Consider the following 13,989-nt stretch of genomic DNA (forward strand, 5'->3'; position numbering starts at 1 on the left):
GGAAGATGTCTCAGCCCGCGAGGGCGCGCCGTGCCGCACCGGCCTTGGATGCGCCCGCCTTCGCCCCGCCGAGCCTGGGCGGCACCAGCAGGGCGCTCGGATGGGCGGGCTGGAGCATCATGCCGGCCTCGTCGAGGGAGACGGGCAGTTTCGGGAAAACCTCCTGCATATGGGCGAGATCGGCCTTGAAGGCCTGCCGGAAGCTGCGGATGCTGGCATTGTCGGCACCGAACTGGCTGTGCAGGTTGGCCCAGGTCAGCCGCAGCGGGCGCTGCAGGACGCGCAGGCGGTAGCCGAGCCAGAATAGGAGATCGAGCTTGCGGGCCGAGCCGGCGAAGGCGCGGGCCGCGCGGATATCCACCGGCAGGGCGTGCTGGATCAGGTTGTCGTAGAAATCCTGGTGGAACTGGACGGTCTTCGACCAGACCTGCCCCTCCCCCGATCCGTGCGAGAGCCAGAGGTCGAGCTGGCGGAAGGGCGGCACGTTGAGGGTGCTGGCCTTGTCGCTGCCGTCCCAGAGGCCGATCTGCAGGGTACAGGCGGCGAGCCGGTTGAGCTGTTCCTTGAACTGCCGGATCGTGCCGCGCTCGCCGCCGGTGACGGAAAATCCCATCTCCTTCATGAAGCCAGACAGGCTGTCCGCCACCGTGATGGTGGGGCTGCGCTGGCGCACCGCCTCGGTGCAGAGATGCAGCAGGACGAGGCGGGCCTTGGGGCCGTAGGGCAGGCCCTGGAACTCCATCTCGCCATTGACCGGGTTCTTGAGGCGGCCGGCCAGCAGGCTGAGGGAGTTGCGGCCGTATTCCCGGAAGAACTCGCGGGCATCGCCCGGATCGCGATAGGGCAGGCCGCACAAGGCCAGCACGCTGTGGATGTGCTGCAGGTTCTCCGGCAGGGTCGGTTCGTTCTCGATGACCTCGCGCACCATGTCGCGCCGGCGCCGGTCGCGGGGCATGGCGCCGCGCATGTCGGCGGCCTCGCGCAGGCTCGCCGCCTCGGCGTCGCGGGCACGCTGCCGGTGGAGGATATGCTCGACGATGCTTCCGAACAGGAAGCTGCCGCGGCCGGCCTCGACCTCCTCCAGGAGGTCGGGATCACGGATCTGGGCGAGCTTCTCCTCGATCCCCATGGCTGTCATCGATACCGGCGGCTCTGGTCACTGAACTCCCGCCATCGCACGATTCCGAGGCCAGGAGTCGCCGGGGCCGGATCTTATCCCGACAATCCACGGAGTCGGCCCAAGGGCTCGGCGAAGGGCTCGGCCAAGGGCTCGGCCACGGAACCCCGCAGCCGGGGGATGGGCCGCACCCGTGCGGCGATCCCGCCGCCGGAAGAGACCGCCCCTCAGCCCTTCCGAGGTCTACGCAGAGTTCGATACGGGCCGGAATTCCGTTCTATCCCCATACTTCACCGGCAAACCTCGTTCTCCCCGCAGAATTCCATACGGATCGGCGCAGAATCGCATACGGATCGGGGCCGCGACAGCGCAGAATCCGATACGGGGCCACGCAGAGTTCGATACGTACCCGCGCAGAGTTCGATACGCGAAAGGGTCTCAACCTACGGGGAGACCACGCGAATTCGCCGTCCCATATAACTTGCTGAACTGACTCTCTAAAAAGAGGTTACTGATATCTTTCCTAAGGGGTCGGTGGGTCGTTCGCTTTACCGGACGGCACGGTTTTTTGATCAATATCTTGGAATTTCCAGAATTCCTCCTCTCCCGGTCCACAGGTTCGGCACAGACGAGGATGGATCGTGCCCCCCTGCGACACCGGCTTGAGGGGACGCCACCGGTTGGCCTAACCGTGGCCGAGCCCGGACCTGCGCCCTTCCCCCTTCCTGACTTTCTCCAGCATGGTGAGCCCGTGACATCCGAAGCCCCGATCGAGACCCTGCTGCGATTGATGGCGGCCCTGCGCGATCCCGAACGGGGCTGCGCCTGGGACCAGGTCCAGACCCTCGACAGCCTCGCCCCCTACACGCTGGAGGAGGCCTACGAGGTGGTGGACGCCATCGAACGTGGCGATCTCGCCGATCTCCAGGGGGAACTCGGCGACCTCCTGCTTCAGGTCGTGTTCCAGGCGCGGGTCGCCGAGGAGGCCGGGAGCTTCGCCTTCGACGATGTGGTCCGGACGATCTGCGCCAAGCTGATCCGGCGGCATCCGCATGTGTTCGAGGCGGATGGGTCGCTGCTGGCGGATGGTCCCGAGCGCCTGAACCAGGCGCAGCTCGACGCCAACTGGAATGCGGCGAAAGCGGCGGAACGGTCGGAGAAGACGGGGCGGTCCGAACACGCCGGGGGCGACCTCCTCGGCTCCGTCGCCAAGGCCCTGCCCGCCCTCACCCGGGCCGAGAAGATCAGCCGCAACGCGGCGCGGCACGGATTCGACTGGCCGGACGCGGCCTCGGTCGTCGCCAAGATCCGCGAGGAGGTGGACGAGGTCGCCGACGCGCTCGGGCGGAACGACCCGGATCACCTCGCCGAGGAGATCGGCGACCTGCTCTTCGCGGTGGTGAATCTCGCCCGGCATTCCGGAATAGATCCGGAATATTCCTTGAAAATAGGGAATATCAAGTTCGAGCGGCGCTTCCACGCCATGGCGGCTTTGATCGCGGAGGATGGGGCAAGCCTGGACGAGGCCGATCTTCCCGCCATGGAGGCGGCCTGGCAGCGGGTGAAGCATTCGGAAGCCTGATCGCCGGCTGGCTTCGGTCCGTTCGCCCGCCCGCGCTCTACCGCCGCCCGAACGGCCAATCGACGATCCGCGTGGCGTGGAGCGCCCACCAGACCAGAACCGGCTGCAGGGCGAGGCGGGGCCCGTGATACCACCAGCTATCGGGCAGGCCGGGAACGGAGATCCCCTCGACCGCGTGCTTGATATTGGCCGGAACCACGCAGATCGCGTAGGCGGCCAAGCCGTAGCCGGCAGCGCGGCGGGTGCGCGCGACAAACAGGCCGGCCACGCAGGCGAGTTCGTAGAGACCCGTCAGGATGACGACCTGCCTCGGCCAGGGCACCCAATCGGGCATGATCGGCAGGAACCTGTCGGCGGCCGCGAGGTGGAGGAGGCCGATGCCGCCATAGAGCGCGGCGAGGCCGAGCCGCGAGAGCAGGCGGCTGTGCGTTGGGGCCTCCGTCGTGATGGTCTCCGGCCTCACGCCACTGCCGGCGCGACGCCGCATTCCTCGGCGATGAGACGGCGGAGCGCGTGGCTCAACGCGGCGACGGTCTCGTGCCCGCCGGGGAACGCCGTCGTCCCGATCGCCGTGACGGGGGAGAGGCCGCGCAGGGAATTCGTCATGACCACCGCCTCGGCGGCCAGGACCTCCTCGAGGGCGAGGGAGCGTTCCGTGGTCCCGATGCCGAGGGAGCGCGCCAAGCCGAGAACCTGCGCCCGGACGATGCCGGGCAGCACGCCGTCCGACAGGGGCGGGGTGACGAGGCGCCCGTCCAGGATCGCGAACAGGTTGCCGGTCCCGGCGCAGGCGAGGTGGCCTTTGGTGTTGAGGAAGAGGGCCTCGTCGAATCCCCGCGCCCTCGCCTCCCGGGCGGCGAGGATGGCGTCGAGATAGCCCAGCGTCTTGATCCTCGCGGTCGGCGAGGTCTCGTTGCGGCGGATCGTGCTCGGATGCAGCGAGACCGGCGTGAAACCCGACCCCGCCCGGCGCGGCGTGGCGGCGATCCACCAGACCGGCCGGGCCGGCTCCGGCGGGGCGAGACCGCGCGGGCCGGAGCCGCGGGTGATCGTGGTGCGGAGCGCGCCGTCGCCGATGGCGGCGGCGACGCGGCGCATCGCCTCCCCCACTGCCTCCCGGTCGATGGAAAAGCCCAGATCGTCGGCCGAGGCGGCGAGCCGGGCGAGATGCGACTCATGGAAGGCGAGGCGGCCGCCGAGGCAGAGGGCCGTGTCGAAGAGGCCGTCTCCGAGGGTCAGGCCCCGGTCGGCGAGGTCGAAACCGTGGCGGCTGCCCTCGTGGAGGGCGCCGTCAAACCACAGCATCGCGGCTCTCCCGCCACCGGCGCGCCAGATCGAGGAAGTTGCCGAACACCGCGTGGCCGTTCTCGGTCAGCACCGATTCCGGGTGGAACTGCACGCCCATCGTCGGGTGGCGCCGGTGCGACAGGGCCATCACCTCGCCCTCCCCCGACACGGCGTCGACGACGAGGGATTCGTCCATGCCCGGCTGGGGCGTGACGATGAGGGAATGGTAGCGGCCCACCTGCATCGGGTCGGGCAGGCCCGCGAACAGGCCGGACCCGTCATGCCGGATCGCCGTCGCCTGGCCGTGGAGCGGCCGCGCCGCCCGCTCGACCCTTCCGCCGAAGGCCGCGCCGATGGCCTGGTGGCCGAGGCAGACGCCGAGGATCGGGATCTCGCCGGACAGGGCCTCGATGGCGGGCAGGGTCACGCCGGCCTCGTTGGGGGTGCAGGGGCCTGGGGAGAGGATCAACGCCTCGGGGGCGAGCGCGCGGATGCCGGCGACGTCGACGGCGTCGTTGCGCAGCACCTTCACCTCCTGGCCGAGCTCCTCCACGTAGCGCACCACGTTGAAGACGAAGGAATCGTAATTGTCGACGACGAGGATCATGACGCCTCGCCCCGGTTGCGATCCGGCTCGAAGGCGGCGAAGACCCGCGCCGCCTTGGTCAGGGTCTCCTCGTACTCCGCGGCCGGGTCGGAGAGGAGCGTCACCCCTCCCCCGGCCTGGAGCACGGCGCGGGCCTCGTCCATGAACACGGTGCGGATGGCGATGGAGGTGTCGAGCGACCCGTCGAACCCGAGTGCACCGATGGCCCCGCAATAGAGCTCGCGCGCATCCCCTTCGATCTCGGTGATGATGTCCATGGCGCGCAGTTTCGGGGCCCCGGTGATCGAGCCGCCGGGGAAGGTGGCGGCGATCAGGTCGATGGCGTCGAGCCCCTGGCGCAGGGTCCCGGTCACCACCGAGACGAGGTGGTGGACCGAGGCGTAGGATTCGAGGCCGCACAGGACCGGCACCTTCACGCTGTGCGGCTCGCAGATGCGCGAAAGGTCGTTGCGCAGGAGATCGACGATCATGATGTTCTCGGCCCGCTCCTTGACGTTGGCCTGGAGCGCCTCGCCCAGAGCCCGGTCCTCGGCCGGATCCTCCACCCGGCGCACGGTGCCCTTGATCGGCCGGGTCTCCACCGCCCTGCCCTGCAGCTTCATGAAGCGCTCGGGACTGCTCGACGCGATGGTGAGAGCGTCGAAGGACAGATAAGCGCCGAAGGTCGCCGGGTTGGTCTCACGCAGGCGGTGATAGAGCGCGAAGGGATCGTATCCCGCCGGCAGCGCCGCCTCGAAGCGCTGGGCGATGTTGGCCTGGTAGATGTCCCCGGCCCGGATGTAGTCGCGGACCGTCTCCACCGCCGCCTCGTAGGAAGCCCTGGTGAAGTTGGAGCGCCAGGCGAGGGGCGCGGCCTCTGCTCTCGTCCGGGCGCCGCCGCCGCCCGCGAGCAACTCCGCGAAACGGTCGAGCCGCGCCCGTGCCCGGTCGGCGCGGGCGGAATCCGTCCGTTCCGGAAAGCCGGTGGCAATGAGCCGGCAGGTGCGGCTGTCATGGTCGATGGACAGGATCGTGTCGTAGAGATTGAAGGCGATGTCGTCGGTGAGGCCGGCGCGGCGGGCCGGCGGCGTCACCCGCTCCAGGCAGGCGCCCAGATCGTAGGCGAAATAGCCGATGGCCCCGCCGGGAAAGCCGATCGCTTCGTCGCTCGCCAACCGGTAGGGCGCGAGGCAGGCGCGCAGGGCCTCCAACCCGGACCCCTCGAGCGGGCGTCCGTCGAGCGACGCGCGGCCGTTCGCGTAGCGGAACCGCCCGAACGGATCGGCGGCCACGATCGAGACGCGCCCCAGGGTCTCGTGGCGCATGGCGCTGTCGAGGAAGGCCAGTCCCGGCAGGGACGAGAACGCCTCGGCCGCCGCGACGGGATCGATGAAGGGGATCTCGCGGGTCCACATGATGCTGTCGGACTTAAGAGCTTCGCGCGGGCTGGGACACGGGGCCCTCCTGCGGCATGGTTTCCTGATGACGCGCCACAGGTGACACGGGTCGCGGTCCGACGGAAGCCGCGCGGGCTGCATGGGCCGTGGAGATTGGCGGCATGGTGCCCGGAACCGCCGCCCTCGCAACCGCGCGAGGATCGGCGTATAGGGAGACCGCAACCCGGCACCCTCCGCCCCGAGAATCACGGCCGGTCGAGTTTTCCTCGGCCGCGACCGACGAGCGACCATGACCGTATCCGTCACCGTTCCGACCCCGGCGAAAGCCGCGCCCAAGATCTCCTTCGTCTCCCTCGGCTGCCCCAAGGCGCTGGTGGATTCCGAGCGCATCCTCACGCATCTGCGGGCGGAAGGCTATGAGCTCGCACGCCGGCATGACGGGGCTGACGTCGTCATCGTCAACACCTGCGGCTTCCTCGATTCGGCCAAGGCCGAATCGCTTTCGGCCATCGGCGAGGCCATGGCCGAGAACGGCCGCGTCATCGTCACCGGTTGCATGGGCGCGCAGCCCGAGGAAATTCGCGAGAAATATCCGAACCTCCTCGCGGTGACCGGGCCCCAGGCCTACGAATCGGTGGTCGCCGCCGTGCACGAGGCGGTGCCCCCGGCCCATGACCCGTTCCTCGATCTGGTGCCGCCGCAGGGGGTGAAGCTCACCCCGCGTCATTACGCCTATCTGAAGATCTCCGAGGGCTGCAACAACCGCTGCACCTTCTGCATTATCCCGTCCTTGCGCGGCGACCTCGTCAGCCGGCCGGCCGGCGACGTGCTGCGCGAGGCCGAGAAGCTGGTGAAGGCCGGCGTCAAGGAATTGCTGGTGGTCTCGCAGGACACTAGCGCCTACGGCGTCGATATCCGCTACGCCACGAGCCCCTGGCGCGACCGCGAGGTGCGGGCGAAGTTCTACGACCTCTCCGCCGAACTCGGGGAGCTCGGTGCCTGGGTGCGGATGCACTACGTCTATCCCTACCCGCACGTGGACGACGTCATCCCGCTGATGGCCGAGGGCAAGATCCTGCCCTATCTCGACATGCCGCTCCAGCACGCCAGCCCGTCCGTGCTCAAGCGCATGCGCCGGCCGGGCAACCAGGAGAAACAGCTCGAGCGCATCCGGCGCTGGCGCGAGATCTGCCCGGACCTCTCCATCCGCTCGACCTTCATCGTCGGCTTCCCCGGCGAGACCGAGGCCGAGTTCGAGGAATTGCTGACCTGGATCCGGGAAGCCAAGCTCGAGCGCGTCGGCTGTTTCGAATACGAGCCCGTGGGCGGCGCGGTGGCCAACGGGCTCGGCGATCTCGTCCCGCCGGAACTCAAGGCCGAGCGCAAGCGCCGCTTCATGGAGGCGCAGCAGGGCGTCTCGGCCCGCCTGCAGAAGGGGCGCGTGGGTAAGCGCCTGCCGGTCATCATCGATGCCGTCGAGGGCGGTATCGCCAAGGGCCGCTCGAAATACGACGCGCCCGAGATCGACGGCAACGTCCATGTCACCTCGCGCCGGCCGCTGCGGGTCGGCGACATCGTCACCGTGAAGATCGAGCGGGCCGACGCCTACGACCTCTACGGCAGCGCGGTCTGACACCGCCCACCAAGGAGCCCCACCGGCCGCGACCGGCGGGGCCTTCCTCGTTAGCCGGGGTGTACCTGACCCGTCAGGAGTTCTTGCTCGTCAGGAATTCTTGCGCGGGCGGTGGTTCGGATCGATGCCGCCTTCCGGCGTCGTCTCGTTGTCGACGTCGCCTTCGAAGGTCGACTCGCCTTCGAGATCACGGGGGTCGCCCCCCGACATCGTCATCCCCTTCGAGGTGCCGATTCCGGGATTGCCCTTGAGGTCCGCATCGGTCGGGACGTCGGTCTTCATGTGCTTGTTGGACATGAGCGCTCCATCACAGCTGCGATGACCCGTCAACGCGGCACCCACCGGCCAAGTTACCGGGTATCGTGCCGCATCAGGAATCGATGGACGCGCTGTCGATCCGGGTGATCCCGGCGCGGTCCATCTCGTCCCAGGCGCGGGCGAGCGAGCCGCTCTGGTCGATCGCCCTCACGGCGTCCTCCACCACGACGATGTCGAACCCCGCGCGCCGTCCGTGGAGGGCGCTCCAGGCGACGCAGAAATCCGTGGCGAGGCCACAGAGGAACAGGCGGGTGACGCCGCGTTCGCGCAGGTATCCCGTGAGCCCCGTGGGCGTGACGCCATCGGCTTCGAGGAAGGCCGAGTAGCTGTCCGTATGCGCATGGTAGCCCTTGCGGATCACCAGCTCGGCCTGGTCGGCATGCAGCTCGTCGGAGAGCCGCGCGCCGGGCGAGCCCTGGATGCAATGGTCCGGCCACAGGATCTGTGGGCCGTAGGGCAGATCCATGGTCTCGAACGGGCGTCGCCCGGCATGGCTGGACGCGAAGGAGACATGCCCGGCCGGATGCCAGTCCTGAGTCAGGACCACATGCGGGAACAGGGCGGCGAGGCGGTTGATCGGCGCGATCACCGCATGGCCGTCCGGCACCGCGAGGGCTCCGCCGGGCAGAAAGTCGTTCTGGACGTCGACCACCAGGAGAAGGTCGCGCTCACCTGGGGTCATCATTCGCTTCGTCCTGTCGTCGGGTGATCCCGGGATCGCGGTATCCTTGAATCACGGGATACTCGGATCACGAGACGCCTGAATCAGGGGATGCTTGGATCCGGAGTTTCTTGGATCCGGTTTTTTTTGGATCACGGGGTCATGATCGTGGCGCCCGTGGTCTGGCGTCCGGCCAGATCCTTGTGCACCTGCACCGCCTCGGCGAGTTTCGCTCGCGCATGGACGGGGATCTTCACCGCGCCGCTCGCCACCACGCCGAACAGGTTCTCGGCCATGGAATCGAGGGTGGACCGCGTCCCCGCATGGGCGAACAGGGAGGGACGCGTCGCGAAGAGCGAGCCCTTCTGGCCCAGCACCGCCAGGTTGAAGTTCTCCACCGGGCCCGAGGCGGAGCCGAAGCTCACGAACATCCCCAGCGGGGCGATGCAGTCGAGGGAGGCCGGGAACGTGTCCTTGCCGACGCCGTCATAGACGACGCGAACGCCCTTGCCGTCGGTGATCTCCCTGACCCGCGCGGCGAAATCCTCGTCGCGGTAGAGGATGACGTGATCGCAGCCATTGGCCCGCGCCAGTTCCGCCTTCTCGGCCGAGCCCACCGTGCCGATGACGGTGGCGCCGATATGCTTGGCCCATTGGCAGGCGATGAGGCCGACGCCGCCGGCGGCGGCGTGGAACAGGATCGTGTCGCCGGGCTTCACCGGGCAGGTGCGGTGCAGGAGATACTCGGCGGTGAGGCCCTTCAGCATCATGGCCGCGGCGGTGTCGTCGTCGACCCCGTCGGCGAGATGCACGGCGGCGCTGGCATTGATCACCACCTCCTCCGCATAGGTGCCCTCGGCCGAACCGTAGGCCACGCGCTCACCCACCCGGAACCCGGTGACACCCTCGCCGATGGCGGTGACGACGCCCGCGCCCTCCTTGCCGGGGGTGAAGGGGAGCTGAGCTGCCTTGTAGGCGCCCGAGCGGAAGTAGATGTCGATGAAGTTGACGCCGATGGCCGTCTGGCGGACGCGGATCTGGCCGGGGCCGGGTTCGCCGACGGTCACCTCCTCGTAGCGCATCACCTCGGGCTCGCCGTATTCGTAGACCCGGATCGCCTTGGGCATTGTCGTCACTCCTCGTCTGTTCGATGGACGCGACATAAGCTGCCGGTATTAAGGGGCAAGTCCGGCGCTGCCGATTGAGGTGCCCGGCCGGAGGCGCGGGCGGCATGGCCATTGCGAAACATCGCCCGCCTCGTGTGAGAGAGGCCGGGCGGCGGCGTTCCCCGGCAACCGCGACGGAGGGTGGCAGCGTTCCATGGAAGAGATCGTCTGGATCAGGCCCGCCGATTACGATCCCGCCGTCGTCGCGGGGCTCGTGTTCCAGCCGGAGCCGGGCCTTCCCGCCTTCGAGGTCATGGACCGCTGCCGGGTGGTGATGATGTTCAAGGCCGGGATCGCCTGGGAAATCAGGCCGTTCACGCAACTCACCTTGAAGATCGTCGAGGAGCCGGAAGGCTGAAGTCTTTCACGGGATCCGCGACAGTTCCAGGTCGCGGCGGATCGCCAGGAGGTCGAGGACGGCGAGAACCAGCCAGGGACCTGCGATCCCGATGAAGAATGCCATGTGACCTCTCCTGTCCCGGCGATGATCCGGCATCGCCGCATCGGACGATAGGACAGGTCCCGGCGGTCGGCAAACGGCAGGGCGCGGGTCTCGATCCGCCCTGCCCCCGGACGATGGTCAGGGCCGGCCGGCGGCGTCCAGGATCAGCTTCGCGATCGTGTCGGGCTGGGAGATCAGGGACAGGTGGCTCGCCGTCACCTCGATCGTGGTCGCGCCCATCCTCTTCGCCATGAAGCGTTGAAGATCGGGGTCGATCGTCCGGTCCTCCGTCGAGACCGCGTAGAAGCTCGGCTTCGATCGCCAGGCCGCCTGGGTGGTCCTGCCCGCCAGCAGCGCTTTGGCGAAGGGCTGCTGCACCGCGTAGAGCACCTTCGCCTTCGCCTCGGGAAGGTCGCCGGCGAAATCCCGCAGGAAGGCCGCTTCGCCGAGACGTCCGTACTCGCCGTCGAAGACGATGCCGGCCGTGGCGGGCGGTGTCGGAAACGTCCTGGCCAGGGCGGCGTAATCCTCTCCCGCATCGGGGGCGCGTGCCGCCACGTAGACGAGGGCCGACACGTTGGGGGCGATGCCGGCTTCCGTGATGATCATCCCGGCGAAGGAATGCCCGACGAGCACGGTCGGCCCGTCCTGCCGCTCCAGCACCCGCCGCACCGAGGCCACCGCCTCGTCGAGGGTGGTCAGCGGGTTCTGCACTGAGGTGACATCGAGCCCCGCCGCCTGCAGCCGCCCGATCACCTCCGACCAGCACGACCCGTCGGCGAACAAGCCGTGGACGAGGACCACGTTGCGCGCCCGCGGGACCGGTGCGGCCAGAGCGGGGCCGTGCAGAAGCGGGACGACTGACGCGGCGACGGACAGCCTCAGGAAAGAGCGGCGATCCATCGGGGGCTCCTCTGACGGCGACAGATTCGGTATTGACCGCGCCTTCGCGGGGAAAGTCCAGGCGCGGCTCGAAACTCTGCCCGCCGGGATGATCGCCCTCCGGCCCGCCTCAGACCAGCCCGGTCAGGTAATAGACCCCGATGACCAGGAAGACCGCGCTCGTCTTCAGCAGCGTGATCGCGAAGATGTCGGCATAGGCCTGCCGGTGGGTCAGCCCCGTCACCGCGAGCAGGGTGATGACCGCGCCGTTATGGGGCAGCGTGTCCATGCCGCCGCTCGCCATGGCGGCGACCCGGTGCAGCACCTCCATGGGGATGCCGGTGGCCTGGGCCGCCGCGATAAAGGTGGAAGACATGGCGGCGAGCGCGATGCTGAGCCCTCCGGAGGCCGAGCCGGTGATGCCGGCGAGCGCCGTCACCGTCACCGCCTCGTTCACCAGCGGATTGGGGATCGCGGAGAGTGCCTCGCGGATGACGATGAAGCCCGGCAGGGCCGCGATGACCGCGCCGAACCCGTATTCGGAGGCGGTGTTCATGGCGGCGAGCAGCGAGCCCGCCACCGCCGCGCGGCTGCCCTCTGCGAAGCTCTTCGAGACCGGCCTCCAGGCGAAGACGAAGACCGTGAGGATGCCGGCCAGCAGCGCCAGTTCCACCGCCCAGATCGCCGTGACGGAGGACAGGGTCGTGACGATCGGCTTGTCGAGCCCCGCCAGCATGGTCTCGGTCTTCGCCCCGTAGAGGCGCGGGATGAGCGCGGTGAAGGCGAGGTTCGAGAGGCCGACCACGACGAGCGGCAGAAGCGCCACCAGGGGATGCGCCAGGGCTTCGTCGGAGACGGGCGTCGGCTCGTTGCTGTGGCCGCTGCCGTAGCCCTCTCCCCTGGCCTTGGCCGAGGCGATGCGCCGGTCGAGATAGGCGACGCCCGCGACGAGGATGAAGGCGGCACCGATCAGCCCGAGCCAGGGGGCCGCCCAGGTGTTGGTGCCGAAGAAGGTGGTGGGAATGATGTTCTGGATCTGCGGCGTGCCGGGCAGCGCGTCCATCGTGTAGGAGAAGGCGCCGAGCGCGATGGTGCCCGGGATGAGGCGTTTGGGGATCTCGCTCAGCCGGAAGGCTTCCGCCGCGAACGGATAGACCGCGAACACCACGACGAAGAGCGAGACGCCGCCATAGGTGAGCAGATTGCAGACCAGCACGATGGAGAGGACGGCCCGGCGCGGGCCGACGAGATCGATCACCGCCGTGACGATGGAGCGCGAAAAACCCGACAGTTCGATGACCTTGCCGAACACCGCGCCGAGGAGGAAGACCGGCAGGTACAGCTTCACGAAGCCGACCATCTTCTCCATGAACAGGCCGGAGAAGACCGGCAGCACGGCGGACGGGTCGGTGAGGAGCACGGCAAGCAGTGCCGCCACCGGGGCGAACAGGATGACGCTGAAGCCGCGATAGGCGACGAGCATCAGGAAGCCGAGCGCCAGCAGCGCGATGGCGAGATTCATGACGATGCACTCATGGGGGAGCTTCCGCGCAGGCCCTCTGACGGGGCTCGCTGCTGATGCTAGAAGCCGCAGTGCCGCAATGCCACAGCGACGTGAACCCGAATGGGGCGCGGCCTAGATGAAGCGGTTGAAATCCGGTGCGGTCTCGTTCCGGCAGGTCGGGCGGGGGACACCTCGCCGAGGAGCGATGACATGAAGCCGTCCTCTCCCCGTTTCGACGTGGCCGTCGTCGGCGCAGGCGCGGCCGGGCTCGGTCTGGCCCTGGCCCTGGCGCGCGAGGGCATCGCTACGGCCCTCGTCGGCCGCCACGCCCCCGTCGCCGACGGACGCACGGTCGCCCTCCTCGACGGATCGGTGCGTTTCCTCCGCGCGCTGGGGGCCTGGGCGGAGGTGGCGCCGCATGCGGCACCCCTGGCCGAACTCCACATCGTCGACGATACCGGTAGCCTGTTCCGTCCGCCGCCGGCCCGGTTCGTCTCCACCGAAATCGGCCTCGACGCCTTCGGCTGGAACGTGGAGAGCGCCCGCCTCGTGGAATCGTTGCGAGCGCAGGCCCGGTCGGCTCCCGGCCTGACCCTGTTCGAGAGCGACGCGGTGGGGCTGGAACGGGATGCCGACGAGGCGCGGATCGGTCTGGAGGAAGGCCCGGCCGTCGCCGCGCGCCTCGTCGTCGGTGCGGACGGAGCCCGCTCGCGCATACGGGAGCAGGCCGGCATCGCCACCAAGGACTGGTCCTACCCGCAGGCCGCCATCACCACCTTGCTCGCCCATGAGCGTCCCCACCGGGACGTCTCCACCGAGTTCCATACCCGGCAGGGGCCGTTCACCCTGGTCCCCCTCCCCGGCGGACACCGCTCCAGCCTCGTCTGGGTCACCGGCGCGGGACCGGCCCGGCGCCTCTCCGAACTGGAGGATGCCGACCTCGCGCGCGCCATCGAGAACCAGGCCCAAGCCATGCTCGGTGCCATGCGCATCGACGGGCCGCGCGGGCTCGTGCCGATGCGCGGCCTCTCCGTCGCCTCCCCGGTCGGGCCTCGCATCGCGCTCATCGGCGAGGCGGCCCACGCCTTTCCGCCCATCGGAGCGCAGGGGCTCAATCTCGGCTTGCGCGATGCCGCGGCGCTACGCGACAGCGTCCTGGCCGCGACCGCGGACGGCCGCGATCCGGGCTCGCGCGAGGCTCTGTCCGGGTTCGCCCGTTCGCGGGCACTGGATGCCCGCCTGCGCACGGCTGCGGTGGATACGCTCAACCGCAGCCTGCTCAGCTCCCTGATCCCCGTCGATGCCCTGCGCGGGCTCGGCCTGCTGGCCATGACCACGATCGGGCCGCTGCGCCGCATCGTCATGCGCGAGGGTGTGCTGCCGCGCCTCGGCGCCCCCGCCCTGATGCGGTGAC

The 13,989-nt window shown here is 69.0% G+C and carries 14 protein-coding genes; 4 read left to right on the top strand and 10 right to left on the bottom strand.

Annotation, left to right across the window (positions count from 1 at the left end; translation table 11 throughout):
• Positions 1-10: 10 nt before the first annotated feature.
• Positions 11-1,129, bottom strand: a complete 1,119-nt coding sequence (locus tag IPV08_RS06475) for a replication protein RepA (protein ID WP_056425726.1) — start codon at positions 1,127-1,129, stop codon at positions 11-13.
• Between the two features lie 739 nt (positions 1,130-1,868).
• Between IPV08_RS06475 and mazG the strand changes: the two genes are divergently transcribed.
• The gene (gene mazG / locus IPV08_RS06480; protein WP_207411231.1) at positions 1,869-2,699 is read left to right on the top strand and encodes a nucleoside triphosphate pyrophosphohydrolase; all 831 of its coding nucleotides are present in this window, start codon (positions 1,869-1,871) and stop codon (positions 2,697-2,699) included.
• Positions 2,700-2,736: 37 nt separating this feature from the next.
• Here mazG and IPV08_RS06485 read toward each other — a convergent pair whose 3' ends face one another.
• Genes IPV08_RS06485 through pabB form a run of 4 tightly spaced genes read right to left on the bottom strand, consistent with a single transcriptional unit; the run spans position 2,737 to position 5,987 of the window.
• Positions 2,737-3,186, bottom strand: coding sequence for a DoxX family protein (locus IPV08_RS06485; protein ID WP_246747830.1), 450 nt, complete (start codon positions 3,184-3,186; stop codon positions 2,737-2,739).
• Positions 3,159-4,004 carry an aminodeoxychorismate lyase gene (locus IPV08_RS06490; protein WP_207411232.1) on the bottom strand — a complete coding sequence of 282 codons (846 nt, stop codon included), beginning with the start codon at positions 4,002-4,004 and terminating at the stop codon, positions 3,159-3,161. The genes IPV08_RS06485 and IPV08_RS06490 overlap by 28 nt, the downstream gene beginning before the upstream one ends.
• Positions 3,991-4,593 (bottom strand): aminodeoxychorismate/anthranilate synthase component II, encoded by a 603-nt coding sequence (locus IPV08_RS06495; RefSeq protein WP_056425731.1) that lies wholly within the window; start codon positions 4,591-4,593, stop codon positions 3,991-3,993. The genes IPV08_RS06490 and IPV08_RS06495 overlap by 14 nt, the downstream gene beginning before the upstream one ends.
• The gene (gene pabB, locus IPV08_RS06500; protein ID WP_207411233.1) at positions 4,590-5,987 is read right to left on the bottom strand and encodes an aminodeoxychorismate synthase component I; all 1,398 of its coding nucleotides are present in this window, start codon (positions 5,985-5,987) and stop codon (positions 4,590-4,592) included. The genes IPV08_RS06495 and pabB overlap by 4 nt, the downstream gene beginning before the upstream one ends.
• Positions 5,988-6,258: 271 nt before the next feature.
• Between pabB and rimO the strand changes: the two genes are divergently transcribed.
• Positions 6,259-7,602, top strand: coding sequence for a 30S ribosomal protein S12 methylthiotransferase RimO (rimO, locus tag IPV08_RS06505; protein ID WP_207411234.1), 1,344 nt, complete (start codon positions 6,259-6,261; stop codon positions 7,600-7,602).
• 90 nt (positions 7,603-7,692) lie between these two features.
• Here the strand turns inward: rimO and IPV08_RS06510 are convergent, their stop codons facing one another.
• From IPV08_RS06510 to IPV08_RS06520, 3 genes are all read right to left on the bottom strand, one after another.
• A complete protein-coding gene (locus IPV08_RS06510; RefSeq protein ID WP_056425741.1) occupies positions 7,693-7,899 on the bottom strand; it encodes a hypothetical protein in 207 nt (68 codons plus the stop codon).
• A gap of 73 nt (positions 7,900-7,972) precedes the next feature.
• Positions 7,973-8,605, bottom strand: coding sequence for a bifunctional nicotinamidase/pyrazinamidase (pncA, locus tag IPV08_RS06515; protein ID WP_207411235.1), 633 nt, complete (start codon positions 8,603-8,605; stop codon positions 7,973-7,975).
• Positions 8,606-8,733: 128 nt separating this feature from the next.
• A complete protein-coding gene (locus IPV08_RS06520) occupies positions 8,734-9,708 on the bottom strand; it encodes a quinone oxidoreductase (RefSeq protein ID WP_207411236.1) in 975 nt (324 codons plus the stop codon).
• 193 nt (positions 9,709-9,901) lie between these two features.
• On the opposite strand from IPV08_RS06520, the gene IPV08_RS06525 reads away from it, so the two are divergent.
• On the top strand, positions 9,902-10,105 hold the full coding sequence (locus IPV08_RS06525; protein WP_018043697.1) for a hypothetical protein: 204 nt from the start codon (positions 9,902-9,904) through the stop codon (positions 10,103-10,105).
• A 222-nt stretch (positions 10,106-10,327) separates the two neighbouring features.
• Here IPV08_RS06525 and IPV08_RS06530 read toward each other — a convergent pair whose 3' ends face one another.
• Together IPV08_RS06530 and IPV08_RS06535 are read right to left on the bottom strand one after the other, a co-directional pair.
• A complete protein-coding gene (locus IPV08_RS06530; RefSeq protein ID WP_207411237.1) occupies positions 10,328-11,092 on the bottom strand; it encodes an alpha/beta hydrolase in 765 nt (254 codons plus the stop codon).
• A gap of 109 nt (positions 11,093-11,201) precedes the next feature.
• Positions 11,202-12,593, bottom strand: a complete 1,392-nt coding sequence (locus IPV08_RS06535; protein WP_207411238.1) for a GntP family permease — start codon at positions 12,591-12,593, stop codon at positions 11,202-11,204.
• 192 nt (positions 12,594-12,785) lie between these two features.
• On the opposite strand from IPV08_RS06535, the gene IPV08_RS06540 reads away from it, so the two are divergent.
• On the top strand, positions 12,786-13,988 hold the full coding sequence (locus tag IPV08_RS06540) for an FAD-dependent monooxygenase (protein ID WP_207411239.1): 1,203 nt from the start codon (positions 12,786-12,788) through the stop codon (positions 13,986-13,988).
• Position 13,989 lies beyond the last annotated feature (1 nt).

This window comes from Methylobacterium sp. SD274 (genome assembly GCF_017355285.1).
Lineage (GTDB): Bacteria > Pseudomonadota > Alphaproteobacteria > Rhizobiales > Beijerinckiaceae > Methylobacterium.